This window comes from Nocardiopsis gilva YIM 90087 (assembly GCF_002263495.1).
Lineage (GTDB): Bacteria > Actinomycetota > Actinomycetes > Streptosporangiales > Streptosporangiaceae > Nocardiopsis_C > Nocardiopsis_C gilva.
This window is the reverse complement of sequence record NZ_CP022753.1, coordinates 2,832,670-2,847,505: the sequence shown is the minus strand read 5'-3', so window position 1 is coordinate 2,847,505 and position 14,836 is coordinate 2,832,670. Positions and strand designations below refer to the sequence as shown.

General features: G+C 69.3%; 18 protein-coding genes. 8 read left to right on the top strand and 10 right to left on the bottom strand.

Going from position 1 to position 14,836, the window contains the following annotated elements; genetic code table 11:
- The first annotated feature begins 25 nt into the window (after positions 1-25).
- The 7 genes from CDO52_RS13095 (at position 26) to ku (ending at position 3,942) form a co-directional block, all read left to right on the top strand.
- Complete coding sequence (locus tag CDO52_RS13095) at positions 26-1,237, top strand: helix-turn-helix domain-containing protein (RefSeq protein ID WP_017616789.1); 1,212 nt, start codon at positions 26-28, stop codon at positions 1,235-1,237.
- Positions 1,238-1,402: 165 nt separating this feature from the next.
- A complete protein-coding gene (locus tag CDO52_RS13090; protein WP_017616790.1) occupies positions 1,403-1,633 on the top strand; it encodes a hypothetical protein in 231 nt (76 codons plus the stop codon).
- 3 nt (positions 1,634-1,636) lie between these two features.
- The gene (locus CDO52_RS13085) at positions 1,637-1,897 is read left to right on the top strand and encodes a hypothetical protein (RefSeq protein WP_017616791.1); all 261 of its coding nucleotides are present in this window, start codon (positions 1,637-1,639) and stop codon (positions 1,895-1,897) included.
- A complete protein-coding gene (locus CDO52_RS13080; protein WP_017616792.1) occupies positions 1,894-2,133 on the top strand; it encodes a hypothetical protein in 240 nt (79 codons plus the stop codon). The genes CDO52_RS13085 and CDO52_RS13080 overlap by 4 nt, the downstream gene beginning before the upstream one ends.
- Before the next feature lie 161 nt (positions 2,134-2,294).
- Positions 2,295-2,450, top strand: coding sequence for a hypothetical protein (locus tag CDO52_RS27430; protein WP_017616793.1), 156 nt, complete (start codon positions 2,295-2,297; stop codon positions 2,448-2,450).
- A gap of 214 nt (positions 2,451-2,664) precedes the next feature.
- On the top strand, positions 2,665-2,883 hold the full coding sequence (locus tag CDO52_RS13075; RefSeq protein WP_017616794.1) for a hypothetical protein: 219 nt from the start codon (positions 2,665-2,667) through the stop codon (positions 2,881-2,883).
- A gap of 105 nt (positions 2,884-2,988) precedes the next feature.
- Complete coding sequence (ku, locus tag CDO52_RS13070) at positions 2,989-3,942, top strand: non-homologous end joining protein Ku (RefSeq protein ID WP_026125430.1); 954 nt, start codon at positions 2,989-2,991, stop codon at positions 3,940-3,942.
- Here the strand turns inward: ku and CDO52_RS13065 are convergent.
- A complete protein-coding gene (locus tag CDO52_RS13065) occupies positions 3,934-4,902 on the bottom strand; it encodes an ATP-dependent DNA ligase (protein WP_017616796.1) in 969 nt (322 codons plus the stop codon). The genes ku and CDO52_RS13065 overlap by 9 nt on opposite strands.
- A 284-nt stretch (positions 4,903-5,186) precedes the next feature.
- On the opposite strand from CDO52_RS13065, the gene CDO52_RS13060 reads away from it, so the two are divergent.
- A complete protein-coding gene (locus CDO52_RS13060) occupies positions 5,187-5,480 on the top strand; it encodes a hypothetical protein (protein ID WP_017616797.1) in 294 nt (97 codons plus the stop codon).
- A gap of 86 nt (positions 5,481-5,566) precedes the next feature.
- Here the strand turns inward: CDO52_RS13060 and CDO52_RS13055 are convergent, their stop codons facing one another.
- The 9 genes from CDO52_RS13055 to CDO52_RS13010 form a co-directional block, all read right to left on the bottom strand.
- On the bottom strand, positions 5,567-6,775 hold the full coding sequence (locus CDO52_RS13055; protein WP_017616798.1) for a hypothetical protein: 1,209 nt from the start codon (positions 6,773-6,775) through the stop codon (positions 5,567-5,569).
- Positions 6,776-6,778: 3 nt separating this feature from the next.
- Positions 6,779-7,522, bottom strand: coding sequence for a hypothetical protein (locus tag CDO52_RS13050; RefSeq protein WP_017616799.1), 744 nt, complete (start codon positions 7,520-7,522; stop codon positions 6,779-6,781).
- 8 nt (positions 7,523-7,530) lie between these two features.
- Positions 7,531-9,792 (bottom strand): right-handed parallel beta-helix repeat-containing protein, encoded by a 2,262-nt coding sequence (locus CDO52_RS13045; protein ID WP_017616800.1) that lies wholly within the window; start codon positions 9,790-9,792, stop codon positions 7,531-7,533.
- Entirely contained in the window at positions 9,789-10,040 is a 252-nt protein-coding gene (locus CDO52_RS13040; protein ID WP_017616801.1) for a hypothetical protein, read from the bottom strand. The genes CDO52_RS13045 and CDO52_RS13040 overlap by 4 nt, the downstream gene beginning before the upstream one ends.
- Before the next feature lie 48 nt (positions 10,041-10,088).
- The gene (locus CDO52_RS13035) at positions 10,089-10,820 is read right to left on the bottom strand and encodes an N-acetylmuramoyl-L-alanine amidase (RefSeq protein ID WP_017616802.1); all 732 of its coding nucleotides are present in this window, start codon (positions 10,818-10,820) and stop codon (positions 10,089-10,091) included.
- 579 nt (positions 10,821-11,399) lie between these two features.
- A complete protein-coding gene (locus CDO52_RS13025; RefSeq protein ID WP_017616803.1) occupies positions 11,400-11,696 on the bottom strand; it encodes a hypothetical protein in 297 nt (98 codons plus the stop codon).
- 17 nt (positions 11,697-11,713) lie between these two features.
- Complete coding sequence (locus tag CDO52_RS13020; protein ID WP_017616804.1) at positions 11,714-12,694, bottom strand: hypothetical protein; 981 nt, start codon at positions 12,692-12,694, stop codon at positions 11,714-11,716.
- Entirely contained in the window at positions 12,694-13,866 is a 1,173-nt protein-coding gene (locus CDO52_RS13015) for a siphovirus ReqiPepy6 Gp37-like family protein (RefSeq protein ID WP_017616805.1), read from the bottom strand. Before CDO52_RS13015 ends, CDO52_RS13020 begins: the two co-directional genes overlap by 1 nt.
- Before the next feature lies 1 nt (position 13,867).
- A complete protein-coding gene (locus CDO52_RS13010) occupies positions 13,868-14,836 on the bottom strand; it encodes a phage tail family protein (RefSeq protein ID WP_017616806.1) in 969 nt (322 codons plus the stop codon).

Genomic DNA, 14,836 nt, shown 5'->3' with positions numbered 1-14,836 from the left:
CTGACAGATAGGACGGGCTCAATCCATGGACGAGATTACCAGCATCGGCCCCCGCCTCCGGCGCCTGCGCACCGACCACGGCATGACCCAGACCGAACTCGCCGACCGCAGCAGCGTGTCAGTCGAACTCATCTCCAAGCTGGAGCGCGGCGCCCGCCAGACCGCGAAACTCTCCAGCCTCACCAAGATCGCCCGCGGTCTCGACGAGGACCTGTCTGTCCTCGTCGGAAAATCGAACCGGGTGAAGCGTGTCGGTGAGGCTGGGGTGCTCGCGGTGCGCGACGCCGTCAGCGACCCCGCCCTGCTGCCCGGCCTGGACGCCGACGATGACGGCGAGCCCACCGACCCCGCCGACCTGTGGGCCCAGGTCGAGCGCGCCTACGGCGCCTACTTCGCCGGCCATTTCGGAGCACTCGCCTCCACCCTGCCCCACCTGCTCAGCGAGTGCCGCATCACCCGCGCTGCCCTGGGGCCCGGCCCGGTGGCGGCCGCCTATGCGCATGCTTACCAGCTCGCCGCGTGCCTGATGATCCACACCGGCAAGGACGACGCGTCCCTGTTGGCCTCCGAGCGCGGCATCCACGCCGCCGCCGAGGGCGAGGACGAGTTCCGGCTGGCGACCCTGTATGGCACCTACACGTGGATTCTGCTGCGGATGGGTCGCCATTCCCAGGCGGAAGCACTAGCGGTGCGCACGGCCGAGTCGATCGAACCGTCGTGGTCGACCAGGAACCCCCGACAGCTGACCGCGTGGGGTGGGCAGCTGCTGCACGCCGCCGTGGTCGCGGGCGCGGCCGAGCGCCACGATGATGCCCAGCAGTACCTGGCCCAAGCGAAGGCGGGCGCAGACTTGATGGGTGAAGACCGCCACGACTACTGGGTCAGCTTCGGTCCCACCTCGGTGGCGATGCAGGAGGCGCACGTGTGGACGGCGGCCGACCAGCCGACCAGGGTGCTGCAAGCCTCGGAACGGGTCGACCCCCGAGCGCTCTTCCCGATCAGCTATGCGCGGCACAGCTTGAATGAGGCGGCGGCGCTGGAGCGGCGGCGGAACGTGGATGAGGCGATCGCGGTCGCCGATCGCGCCTTCCAGATCTCTCCGGAGTGGTTCCGCCACCAGCGCTTCGCCGGGTCGGTCGTGACTGACCTGACCTCGCGCAAGACCCAGCTGCCTGCGGCGCTACGGCGCATGGCCCAGGCCTGTACGGAAGGGCAGGGCATGCAGGCCAACGAATAGGACTGTCCCGTACAGGCTGTACGAGCCATGACACGGAAAACGGCCGACCCGCACACCGTGTACGGGTCGGCCGTCGTATGGGGCCGAAAACCGTACAGGGCGTACCTGGAGGCTCCCCCTGGCTCCCCGTAGCGTCATCGTCACCCCGACGACCAGGGAGGACGCATGACGATCCGCCAGGAGCGACGCCACACCCTCCACACATGGCCCGGCGAAACCGACGACGAGACCGCGCTGCGGCACCTGCGCGCCCGCTACGACGACCACCTCATCTGGCGCGCCACCCGCGAGGACATGACCCCGGGTGACTGGTGCGCCCAGCGCGTCGCCGACGGTAAAGCGTTCACCGCCAGCAGTCCCGAGGAGCTGCGGGAGCTGTTGGAGGAGGCGCGGTAGGCCATGGCATTCTCCGACGACCCGCTGCTCGACGAGGTCCGCGCGAAGTACGGCGCCGACTGGCGCATCACCCGCGAGCCCGGCGGGCGCCTGCGCGCCGTCCACCGCGAGGAGAAGCGCGACATGACCCGCGAGCGCGCGTTGATCTTCACTGAGCTGACCGCCTGGCAGGTCGAGCAGCTGTCCGCCGCTCTTTTCGTCCAGCAGGCGCTCCGAGCGGGCGAAGCACAGGCAGCCGACGAGCAGGCGGTGGAGCCCCGGTGACCACCGACCTCACCGCGACCGAGCAGAAGGCGCTGGAAGCCGACTACCCCGGGTGGCGGATCAGCGTCGGGTGGATCACCGGTGGCCTGTACTGCGTCGCCGAGCGCCGTGTCCCGCTGCTTGGGCCTCCCCAAGCAACGCCTGGCCTGTACGACCGGGTGACCGCGATCGGCCTCGGGGCGCTCCGCCGCGCCCTGGAGGGGCAGGCCCGCATCGCGGCCCATCTGGGCCTCTAGTCCGGCTGCGCGCCGCGGGTGGCCCAGCCTGGTGACGGCGCGCAGCCCCACCCCCGCCCCACCTGCTGCAGTAGACCGCGGCGCTTCCCCACGGGGCGGGGGTCGCCGTACCCGCTGGCAGCGGGTACGGCGGAAGGCACTCCCGACTCAAGGAAAGACCCATGGATAAAGACGACCTCAACAGCCAGGTCGACGCTGAGATCGCAGGGCTCGTCCGCGACCTGACCTCGTCCGACGAGGCCACGCGCGCCGACGCAGCCGAGAAAGCGCACCTCGCCGAAAAACTCCTCAAGGGCATCGACCGCAAGAAGAAGTAGGGGCCTGCGTCCTCTCTGGCCCCGACACGCAGTTCGCGTAGGCGCGGACGCGTCTGAGAGCAGACCCCGCCCTTCACCTTTGGTGCTTCCCCAGGGCGGGGGCTTTCTGCCGTCCCCGCGTGAGCATGCACCGTCGAATTGACGCTTACTAAAGGTTCCATAGACGGCACTGCGGGCAGCACGCCAGCGATGACTCGACGACACGAGGAGCACTATGATCGCCAAGCTGTCCGAAATGGGCGTCACCTCAGAGATGGCCTACGCCGCGGGAACCGCGTCAATCGGGCTCAGCGTGCTGACCTGGCTGGTTTCCAAAAAGACGGAAGAGGCCGGTATCGCCCGAGCCGACCGGTGGGGGATTTTCGTGGGGCAGTGGGCCCCGACGTTCTTCGCGCTCGGCGTCGCGCTGCGGCTGGAGGAGAACAAGTTCTGACTGTCAGGTAGTCGCTGGACGCGGAGAGCCACGCACCTTTTACCCCCATTTCGTGGCGTTTTGCCTGGTTAGGGCGATGATGGTGGTGATCGCTAGGGGGTGGCGATGGCCAGCACAGTATGGAAAGGCACGCTCAGCGTGGGGCTGCTCGCGCTCGGTATCCGGCTCTACAGTGCGCGTGAGCGACACGGGCCGACCATGCACCAATTCGTCCGCGGATCGACGAGCAGGGTGCGCTACCGGCGTATCGACGAGGCCTCGGGCAAGGAAGTCGCCGACAGCGACATCGTCAAAGGCGCCCAGGTGGACGGGTCGGACGAATACGTGGTGATCGAACCCGTGGAACTGGAGCGCATCGCCCCTGGCCGCACGAAAACCATGGAAATCACTCGGTTCATCCCCAGAGATGCTGTGGCGCCACTGTGGTACGCCACCACCTACTACATGGGGCCGCTGGACAAAGCCGCCGCCAAGCCATACAGGTTGCTTTGTGCAGCGCTGGAACGCACAGGCCGACTCGGCTTGGCGACGATGGTGATGCGCGACCGGGAACATCTGGTCCTTGTCGGCCCCCAGGCCGGCGTGTTGACCGCCGCAACCTTGTGGTGGCCGGATGAGATCCGCGCCCCTGAGGACGTCATGCCGCCGATCCCGCAGGAGCCGGAGTTGGCCGACCGCGACCTGACTCTGGCTGAGCAGCTAGTGGAAGCGATGGCCGAGGACTGGGCGCCGGAGGAGTACGAGGACACCTACCAGGCGCGGCTGGAGGAGCTGATAGCCGCCAAGGCCAAGGGCCAGACCATCACCTACGGAGAGGAGCCCGCCGCACCCCCGGGCACGGTCGTGGAGCTGACCGACGCGCTCCGGCAGACCCTGGAGGCGCGCCGGGGGAAGAAGAAGAGGGCGCCGAAACCCCGCGCGCCTTCGGGCTCATCGCCCAAGTCCGGTGCGACGAAGAAGGAGCTGCTGGAGAAAGCGCAGCAGCTTGGCGTGCCGGGGCGCTCGAAGATGTCCAAGGACGAGCTCGTGGCCGCGATCGAGGAGCGCTCCTCAGCCTGACCGGCGCTCGATATCCAACCCCTGGGGCACCTCGTCCACCGACAGGTCCGGGCGAACTCGGACGTACCGCACCGAGTGGCGCCACCTCCCGGCCGCGACTCCGGTGTCGGGGGCAACCTCCACCACCACGTCCGGGGTGACGCGGGTGTAGGGGGCCGCACGGGAGGGGCCGAGGGCGGGCGCGTTTCCGCCGGGCCACGGGTGGCCGCTGCTGGCCTCCTCCAGCAGCGGCGCGAGATCCCTCTGCTGGGGCGGGGAGAGCGGGGAGGTGCGACCAACGATCCGCAGCTCCCCCGTCTCCGGGTCGTGGCGGCCCAGCACGAGCGCGGTCGGCGCCTCCACGCTCCCCACCACCGCGCCGACGATCGCCTCGGTGGTTTGCAGGTTTTTGTACTTGTACCAGGCGCGTTTGCCCGGCCGGTAGGGCTCACGGGAATCTTTGATGATCAGCCCCTCGATGCCGACGTCCGTCAGGTGCTCATACCAGTCGCGGGCCTCATCGGGGTCCGCGGTCTGCCACGCCAGGTCCAGGTGGGGGTCGTGATCGGCGGCGAACAGGGCTTCGAGGCGCTGGCGCCGGTCGCGCAGAGGCTGGTGCCAGATCTCTTCACCGTCTTCTCGGAGCAGGTCGAAGGCCACGAAATGCGCGGGTTGGGTTCGCGCGAGGCCGCGTGCCCGCCGCGGACTGGCGGTGTTGCGGCGCAACAGGGCATCGAAACTTAGCCGACCGTCACGCCAACACACGATCTCGCCGTCTAGCAACAACCCGTCGGGAAGGGTGTCGAGGGCGGCCACCAGCTCCGGCCACCGCTGGTTGGTGATGTATCCGGACTTCGACACAATCCGCGTCGGCCCGGTTGTCACCCTTGTACGGAACCCGTCCCATTTCGGCTCATAGACCAGGTGGTCGCCGACCGGCATTGCAGTGACGGTCTTCGCGAGCATGCGTTCCGGGACCACACCAGCCTCATTCCCTTATTCGGCGCGCGGGTGTGGTTTACGTCGGTAAAACTCCTCCCCGGGCCGCCTGGGGTATTAGGCGGGATTTTTGCATGTCATGAGCCCAACCCACCGGCGGGTTGTGGCGCGCATCGCCCAGGAGGTCCCCGGGCTGGTGATCGTCAGCCCTGGCGAGGCGTGATCAGAATGCGTCGCGTTCGCGAGATCACCGTGATCCAGCGGCGCACTATGGAACACCACGCGCTCCAGCTGGGCATGACCCCTCACCAGGCACAATAGGTGGCATGCCCAGCCCGCTGACCCGTGTCCCGCCCGTCGTGAACTACCGCGGCGCCGGGTACGCCTACCTCCTGGCCTGGGTGCGCACCACGGGCGGGATCCTCGCGCGGATCACCTGGGTCGAGACCTACACCGGTGAGCACGGGCAGCAATGGCGGTGGGAAGTCGCCGAAGTGCCGACGGACAAGGTCGAGCAGGTGCGAGGGCAGATCTACAGCTCGGTGCCCGTCGAGCACCGAGCCGAGACGCCCGAGGAGAAGCCCGAGCGGCCCGTGTCCTGGCGAAAACGGCGGCACTGACCCGGACCCGCACACGCGAAAACGCCCCGTCCACCAGCAGGTGGACGGGGCACGCCCAGGAGGACCAGCAGAGCCAGGCGCAGAGATCATGCAGCGAACATCGGCACCCCCACCCCGGTGAACCCGGTTGATTCGGGGAGGGCAACCGGCCCGATCGAGTCTCCGGATGAGGAGAGCGCGACCTCGTCCCACCACACGCCGCCGGTGCCGTACCGCTCCCACCACCACTGGGTGACTGCGTCGGTCGCGACGGTGCCAGTTGCCGATGCGTCCGGTGCACCGGTGGACTGCGGGTCAGCCGCCCACACCTCCAGGTGACCAGTGGAGCCGACCCTGCGCAGCTCGACGCGCACCCACGTGTCGGCCGGCACGGCGCCGGAGACGAGACTGAGCCCGGCCCAGTCGATACCGCCGCCCGAGGTGAGGACAGCGCCGCCGATGTCGTTGGCCCACGCGATGTGTCCGGACTCTGCGGAGCCGTCGCGGCGCAGGTACCCGCGAGCTGCGAAGTCGTTGAGGCTGCTGCGTGGGTACCAGGCCACCCCGGTGCCGGTGGTGAACCCGGATCCGAATCGGATGCTGCCGCCCCCCGTGTAGGCGGTGTCCTGGTAGAGAAGGCCGGTGTCGACCGCGCCCCACGCATCCCCATGAGCGCCGGAGTTCGCGACGGTGACGGCCGTGTCATGCGCCCCGTCTGCTGAATTGACTAGTGGTGTGGGGGCTACCGGGCCGATCTCATCGGCGGTGTCGGCCAGCGCCCACTGGTCGCACCAGATCGCATCGCCCTGGTGCTCCAGCCACCACTGGGTGATGGTGGACCCGTCCACCGTGGCGGAGGTTTCGGCGTCAGGCGGCCCGATGCTTTCGGGGGCGGTGGACCACACGGCCAGCGTCCCGGTCGTGGCGGAGCGAGTGAATTCAACCCTGCACCAGGTGTCGGCGGGGAGCGCGTCCTCCAGGAGCAGCACCCCGGTTCCCAGGTCGCCCCCGGCGCCGATGCTCGCGGAGCCTATCGCGTTGTTCCACCACACGTTGCCGGACTCGGCGGAGGCGGACCGCTTGACGTAGACGCGCAGAGCGCAGTCGCCGAGGCTGAGCCCGGTCCAGGCCAGGCCGTGGGACGCGGAGGGCTCGTCGAGCCGGAGCGATGCGGCGCCCTCATAGGCGCCGTCGGCGTCGTAGGTGACCCCGCCCGAGTCGACGACATCGAACGCATCACCGTGGTTTCCACTGTTGGCGACGGTGACGGCGGTCTCGTCGGGACCATCGAAGGAGTTCTGCCGGATGACCGCCATCAGCTACACCACCCGCACCGACACGGTGATCGCCTCGGCCGCGTCATCCCCGACCGTGGGCACCACCGTCAGGTAGGAGCCCGACGCGAACGTGGCGGAGCCCGTCGGTGACACCGTGCCCGACGTGTTGGCGCCCACCGGGATCGAGGGCCGGTCCGCCGCAGCAGCGAACACCGAGGTGCCGTCCACCTGGACGTCGAACTCCATCTCATTCGTGCTCGGTGCGGTGTCGACGCTCGCGTGCACCGACTGGACTGTCTGAGAAGCACCGCTGATGTTGTAGGCGCGGTGCGGCGGCGGAGGCGAGGCAGCCTCGGCCACCGTCACTGTCGCCGCGGAGAACCTGACCGTCTCCGGGACCTGGGAGCCGACCCCGCCGGACTCCAGCGTGGTGACGCGGGTATCCAGGTCGGCAATGTCGTCGCCCAGGTCGGTGGCGATCACGGCATACCGGGTGGCCGAACCATCCGAGCTCGCTGATCCCCACAGCTTGCGGACCCCGTCCGGACCGTTGAACTGGGGGATGTTGCCGTCGGCGTCGGCGGTCAGCGTCGCGATCGGGTCCCCGGTCGCCGGGTCGGTGATGTCCGTGATCTGGGTGCCGCCGGTGCGGGCATCCCACAGGGTGACCTCCTGGCCGGGCAGCATCACCGGCACGTAGCCGGTGACGACATCGTCCTCAGTGATCGCCTCCCCGGTGACCATGACCCAGTCCGACCGGGTGGCCCCGAACGGGTGACGCGCCATCCTGCCCCCTAAGCGGTGTCGAAGCTGGCGTCGAGCCCCACGAAGGTCCCGACCGTGTTCTGCGGGATCACGTCACCGTTGGCGTCGACCTCCAGGCGGCACAGGTCCGGCGGCGACCCGCCGGAGGAGATCGCCGCGACCACGAAATCGGCCGGCGGCCGGAACCCGCTCGGCAGGGTAAAGGCGACGGTGCCAGCCGTGCCACCGTCGATCGTGCCTCGGATCCACACCCGCCCAGACAAGTCCTTGCGGTATTCGGCCACCTGCCAGGTCCCGCCGAAGTTCACCCAGGAGTTCACCAGGGTGGGGGCGGTCCACCGGTCGGTGGTGTCGTCCTCGATGTCGCCGGTGGTGCCGGAGTCGGTGAGGTCGTTGTCGCCGCGGCGGATCTCGGAGCAGGTGCTCGTGACGGACAGGCCGAAGGCAGCCTCGTTCCCGCTGCCCCTCCGGCGGACCTTGTTGCCCTCGATGAGTACGTCGACGGCGCTGCTGCTGATGCGGATGCCGTAGTTCGCGAGGTCAGTGCCGCGCGACGAGCCGACCAGGACGTTGCCGAGCAGCTCTGTGTCGTTGCCGCCCAGCAGGTGGATGCCGTTCAGCCCCGCGTCATTGACGCGGTTGGTGGCCACCAGGACGTGCTGCCCGCCGGTGCGGTTGTCCACGGTGACCCCCGACCCGTCCGGGGTGTCGATGGTGTTGGTACTGATCTGGACGTGCTCCAGCACCAGCGTGGAGACACCGGTCCCCCCGCTGCCCGTCGCCGTGTTGGATGCGATGACGGCTTCGTCGAGGTATTCGGCACGGATCCCGTTCTGCCCGCTACCGACGCCGTCGATGACGTTGCCGGTCACGGTGGCGCGGCGCACGTGCCCCGTCGCCTCGCCCTGCACCCGCATGCCCTCATCGTGGGTGCCGGTGGTGCCGGTGACGAGGTTGTCGGCGATGACGATGCGACTGGAAGGCTGGGAGGCGCCGGTGTCGGAGCCGGTGGTGTCCTGCCGGTGGGAGGCGATCGAGGAGTCCAGGCTGCGCACCCAGATCCCGGCGCCGCAGTCCTCGATGGTGTTGCCCGTGATGATGGCGTCGTCCCATACGTAGCCCCCGACGGCGTACTCCAGGGTGTCGACGATGCGGTTGCCGATGACGCGGATTCCGGTGTGCCACACGGTCGCCGTCGCGGAGTGCGATCCGACGCCGCGGCCCCACGAGGTGGTGCCCGCGGTACCGGAGGGGCCGACGGTGCAGCTCTGCACGACGATGTCCTCGCACGGGGTGTGGTCGTAGGGGCCGAACCCGCCGAAGACGCTGCTGGACTTGGCGAGGTCGACCTGGAACGCCTCGCTGAAGCTCCGGGCACCGGTGTCGATGAACCCGAGCGCTGCGACGTTGAGGATCCGCCCACGCTTCGTCGAGTTCAGCTCGATGGCGTGGAATCCGGGCACATCGAGGATGGTCGTGTTCCGGATGGTGACGTTCTCGGCGTGCCCGATGCTGATGGCCATGTTGTTTCCGGTGACCACGGTGCCGTTGGCGTCCCACGTGCCGCCCTCGATCACCAGGTCGCCGTGCCCGGTGTAGCCTCCGAAGTTCTGGGCGGCGTCGCCGTTGAGGAGCATCGTGCCGGAGGCGTCGCGGCGGATGACCGCGTCCGGGGCGAGCCAGAGGTGCGTGCTGCCGTAGATCCGCAGCGGCCCGGTCTGGATGGAGTAGGTGCCGCCGGGCACGTAGACCGTGCCGCCACCGTCGGTCTGCACCTGATCCAGGGCCGCCTGGATCGCCGCGGTGTCGTCGGTGGAGCCGTCCCCGGTTGCACCGTAGGCCGCGTCGGTGACCACGTGCCAGCCGTCCATCGACGGCTGGGCCTCCAGGGTGGTGATGCGGGTGCCGTGGTCGCTGACGGTGGTGTCCAACGCGTCCAACTCCGCAGTGACGTCGGCGAAGGAGTCACCGACGTCGACGGCGGTCATCGCATACCGGGTCGCCGACCCGTCCACCGACGCGGACCCCCACAGGTAGGTCACCCCGTCCGGGCCCAGGAACGCCGGGATGTTGCCTGCCCCATCGCTGGTGATGGAGGACCCCAGTGGGTCGCCGGTGCCGGGGTCCTGCAGGTCGGTGATCTGGGTGCCGCCGGTCTCCGCACCCCAGAACGTGACCGCCTCGTTGGGCAGCAGGTTGGGGATGTACGCGACGACGGTCTCCCCGGCCTGGATCGCCTCCCCGGGCTCCATCACCCAATCGGCGCGGTTGCCACCGAACCGGTGCCTCACCGGGAACGATCCTTACGGGCGCCCTCCAGGCGCCGCTGGGCGTAGGCCACCACCGCGCCGAGCACCGCCGTGCCGACCACCGCGCTGAGGGTGGGCCAGTCCACCGCCTCACCGGCGGTCAGGGTGTCGGCCACCGCTCCGGCGGCAGCGACGAGGACGACCGACACGACACCGGCCAGCGCGTTCTGCAGGACGGTGCGCAGCGACCGATCTTTGGCATCGGTCTTCGTCTCAAGGGTTGCGGGCATGATGGGTCTCCTGTCTGCTCGATGGACCACGGCGGCCTCCTGAGGCGACTAGCCCTGGCGTCGGGCGACGGCGGCCATGAGCTGGGCATACGCCCAGCCGGTCACGGTGTCGCCCCACCCGTCCTTGGCTTCGCTGCCGACGCTGCGCCGCACCGCCAGCAGAGCCGATGCGGTCTCGTCGCCGTAGTCGCCGTCCGCCCCGTACTGGGGCAGCGCGCCGCCCGCGTAGAGGATGAGCGCCTGCAGCGCTAGCACGTGCTCGCCGGTGTCGCCCTTCTTGAGTCCGATCACGTCGTCGCCTCCTGCTGCGGTGGTGCCGTCGGTGGGCATGCCGTCGCGGACCCACTGGTAGAGGTCATCGCCAGGGCATGAGGTCGAGTTGAGGTCGCGGTGCCCGCTTCGGGGCAGCGCCCGCCCCGCCCGGCGGTCGGCCTCGTCGCAGATCGCGCGGATCGCGCGTTTGGCGGCGGGGGTCGCGTCGCCGTCGGACCCGATGAAGCACACCCCGATATGGCTGGTGTTGTAGGGGGCGGCGTGGGCTCCGATCACCAGCCAGCCGCGCCCTTCATAGGCGTTGCCCAGGGTGTCGACGAGGAAGTTGTAGCCGATGTCGGACCATCCGTTGGAATCCATGTGGAAGTCCTGGATCTGCCGGGGCGTCTGGGTGGGCGATCCGAACGAGTAGTGCACCGTGACGCCCGTGCGGGCATCCCAGCTGGTGGTCGCGCGTGCGCGCGGCGATCTCGCGCCCCACGCGGACCGCGAAATGATGGTGACCATCACTGTCCTCCTGTGCTCGTCATGGGGCGGCGGTGGTGCAGGTCCATGCGCCGGTGGGTGGTGTGGGCGGGGTGCAGTACACGGTGTCGGGGGCCTCGCCGTCCTGGCCGTCCTCCCCTGGCGGCCCGGAGGGTCCCGGCGGTCCGGGAGGTCCGGAGGGGCCGCTCGGGCCGGGCTCACCGGGCTCCCCGCGCGACCCGGGGCCTCCCGCAGGACCGGACGGCCCCAGGCTTCCGGGCTCACCCGGAGCCCCCGGCGGCCCGGATGCTCCTGGTTCACCGGGCTCGCCCACTCCCTCCTCACCCTCAGGCCCCCGGGGGCCACGCGGCCCCGGCGACCCCCCAGAGCCGGGTGGGCCTGAGGGGCCCGGCGGTCCGGACGGAGCCACCGACGGCACCGGAACCGGCGTTCCACCCAGGCCCTCGACCTGCTCGGATAGCGCCTCACGGTGCGCCTCGGCCTCACTGAGCCGCTCCGACTGATGAGCGATCGCCCCGATGACCAGGGCCAGCGCGGTCACGATCGCCAGAAGTAGCAGGACGAAGGCTGCCCCCCGGAGACCGACGCGGTGTCGCCCGGTCATGGCCCACCCCCGCCCAGCACCACCGCGAGCACGATCCCGACGACAATTGGGGCGATGAACGACGTGAGCGCGGTCAGCAGCGCCTTGCGCGTGGTCTCACGCGCGGTGGCCAGCTCGGTCTCCAGCCGTGCGATGCGCACCAGGTCCGCATCCCGCCGGGCCTCGTAGACCTCTTTCAGGACGTACTGGTCGAGGCGACTGTTGAGGGCCTGGATGTCGGCGGACAGCTCGCGGTACCCGGCCTGGATGGTGCGCTGCAGCTCCCACAGAGTCGGCTCATCGGGCACAGTCACCGCCTAACAGTCAGCATCTACACGTCGAAGAAGACTCCGTCCAGATACATCCACTCCGGCGTGTAGCCCGTGAGTATGCCCACGTAGATCTCGCCAGGTTGGAAAGATGTGGCGTTGACGCTGGCGATCGACAGGCGGATGGTCGCGGCGGTGTCGCCCTGCAGCTCCGCCCCGACCACCTGGCGGGTCCAGGCGGCCGGGCGCGCGCCCGATGGCATGCGGGCGACGACTGAGTTGTTCGATATCGCACCGCTGCTCCTCGCCAACGACCCGCGCAGCTCCACCCGCGTGGGCGACAGGAAACGGTAGCTCGGGGAGTGACCCTCGGGGGTGTGGTTGACGTAGCCGGTCGTCAACGGGATCGGCGTCCACGACGTCGGGAAACCGGGGTCGGCCTGCGTCGCCCACGCCGCCCCGTCGTGAATGATGGTGCGGCCGGTGTCCAGCTCATAGGCACGGTGCCCCACTGGCGGGTTAACCGGGCGGGCTGAGGAATTGCACAGGATGTCGCCCAGCGGGTTGAGGAACGTCCTGTCGTCGGCAAAATCGATGATCGAGCCGCTGTTGCCGTTGCGGCGGAACCGGGCGATGGGCAGTTCCCAGACGGTGTCGGTCTGGGTCACCGCAGGGAGCTGTGGGGAGGAGGCAGCGGTCCCTTCGAGGATCGCACCCACCGCGGTGCGCGCGCCGACGTCATGGCGCACCACCACCCGGTAGAGCTTCGGCAGCGAGCTGGTGTTGTCCGGGGCCGACACGGTGTCCTGGGCGTCCAACTCCACCGAATAGCCGTTGAGCTGGGCACGGCCCGGCTGGATCGTCACACCGGAGGAGTCAGCTAACGGCGCGGCTTTCAGCGCATCGGTCGCACCACCGCCGGAGTAGCGATCCACCCCGTGCTGGGTCGCCGCCTCCAGCGTCCACCGGAACTGGCCCTCGTTGACCTCCTGCGGGGTCACCCCGTCCGGCAAGAAATCGTGCGGCCACGCGGTCCACGCCACTATTGGCTCCTCTCCAGAGCGGACACGGCACGCTGCAGGCGCGCGAGTTCCTTGTCCTGCCGGGTCTCATACGGGCCGGTCGTCCAGCCGACGGCGGGGGCGATCCGCACCTCACCGGAGTCGGCATCGGCCGAGATCCGCACACTGGTCACGATGTCGGTGAACGCGGTGGCGGCTTCGGGGACGATGGTGACGCGGTCACCGAGCTGGTAGTCGGTGCTGTAGGCCAGACGCGCGGTGTCGACCAGCTCGGCCTCGATGATTCCCAGCCGTTTGCCGTCCTCCAGGGCCTCGTCGCCCGCCTGATCCATCTCCAAAGTGTTGGAGGTGTGGCGCTGGTCGACGAACACTGCGGAGTGCATGCGCCACGCGTTCGCGGCCGTGGAATCCCGGCGCTCGCGGAACACTCTCAAGGTGCCTTCGCCTTCGCCGCCGACAACCGCGTGGGTGACCTCGGGCATCCCATCGGACCAACGTGCGCGCCTCAAGTTGCCCAACTCGAACGAGAACACCGCGCTGCCGGACAGGTCCTGCGGGTCGATCACGTCGAACACAAGTTGTTGAGAATCGTTCTGGGAGCAGGTGACCCCGAGGCCGCCGTGGATCCCGCGGATCACATCGAGCAACGGCTCGAATCGCGCCGAATACTCCACGGTCGCGCCGCGGGCGAGGTCTGCACCGACGACGACCTCGCGCACGTTCGGCGCCGCAGCATCGGCCCGGTCCACGTCACGGCCGACTCCCACATTGGCGGACACGTAGCCCTTGATGACGGTCTCCGCCACACCGGACCGGGAGTCGCGCGCGGAGGCGCCCTGGTTGGTGACCGGCTCGGTTGGCACCGGCCACGCCAGCTCTGAGGCGACGATCGCGAGGTCGTCGGCGCCGGTGATGGACACCGTCCCCACGCCGGACCCCTGGTCGTTGGCGGCGCGCTCGCGTTCGATGTCCTCAATGCTCCCGGACAGGATCTGCTGGCCGTCGAGGAGCACCAGGACACCCCAGCCCTGCGAGCACTTCTCCAGGACGTTCTCGGTGGCCGGCAGGTCGATCGTGAAGCTGTCGACGGCAAGCCAATTCAATGCCACCTCAGCGCGGGCGTAGGGCAGGTACCCACGTATCACCAGGTCCGGATCGCGGCTGAGCACCTCGACCCGGCGCACCGAGACCACGTCACCACCCCGCCCGGTAGCGCGGCCGGTAGGTCAGCCGCACCTGCGATCCCTCATCCGCGCCGGTCATCGTGATCTGCAGGGAGGTCTCACCGGGCGGCAGGAGGAAGAGTTCGGGGAATCCGGCGAAGTTCGGCCACCAGTCGGTCCCCCCGCCGCTGACGGCGGTGAGCCCGGTCTCCGGGGCGATGTCCGGTGGCCGGGTGTCCACAGTGACGACCTCGCCGATGCCCAGCGCGGTGTCGAACCCCCAGGACTCTCCCGTGTCCGAGTTCGTCACGACCGGTGTACCGGGACCGGTGATCTCCCAGATCGGGTATGCGTCCGCGTCGCCCGCGTTGGTGAATGTCGCACTGCCGCCCAGCTGGGAAGGGTTCACCGTGATCGGATAGATCGGGTAGAACGCGCGCGACGAAATGACAATCTTCCACGCCTGGGTCACCTCCGGCCCCTCGAAAAACGGGTCCGGCGCGTAGAACTCCAAACTGGGGTGCTCCTGGCGCGACCACATCAGGTCGTCCAGCTCCGTCTCGTGCGGGTCCAGCCCATCCTGGTAATAGGCGGTGATTTGGCGCCAGGAGCCGTCGGGCAGCTCCACCCGAAGCGTCCCCGCCGTCACCGTGGCGCCGGTTTTGTGCCGGGTGGAGGCGGTCAGGGTCCGATACGCCGCCAGGTAGGCGTCGGCGTCGCCCGCCTGCACGATCAGCGGCACTCGCATCACCCGCGGCGTGACCCGCACGTCGCGGAGCAGAGCCGTGCCGGACATGGTGCGGTCCACCACGTGCTCGGGCCGCACCGCCCCGAACCCCGACCGGCCGGTCACTGAAATGTAGGGGTCGCCGTCACTGAGCCCCAGCTCAGTACCATCCGGCGCGATCCACACGATCCTCTTGCCCGGCGCGACCGGGACCTTCGGGAACCCCGGCGGCTCCGGCGGCGCCGTCTCCGGCGGGATGTGCAGCAGCGGCAC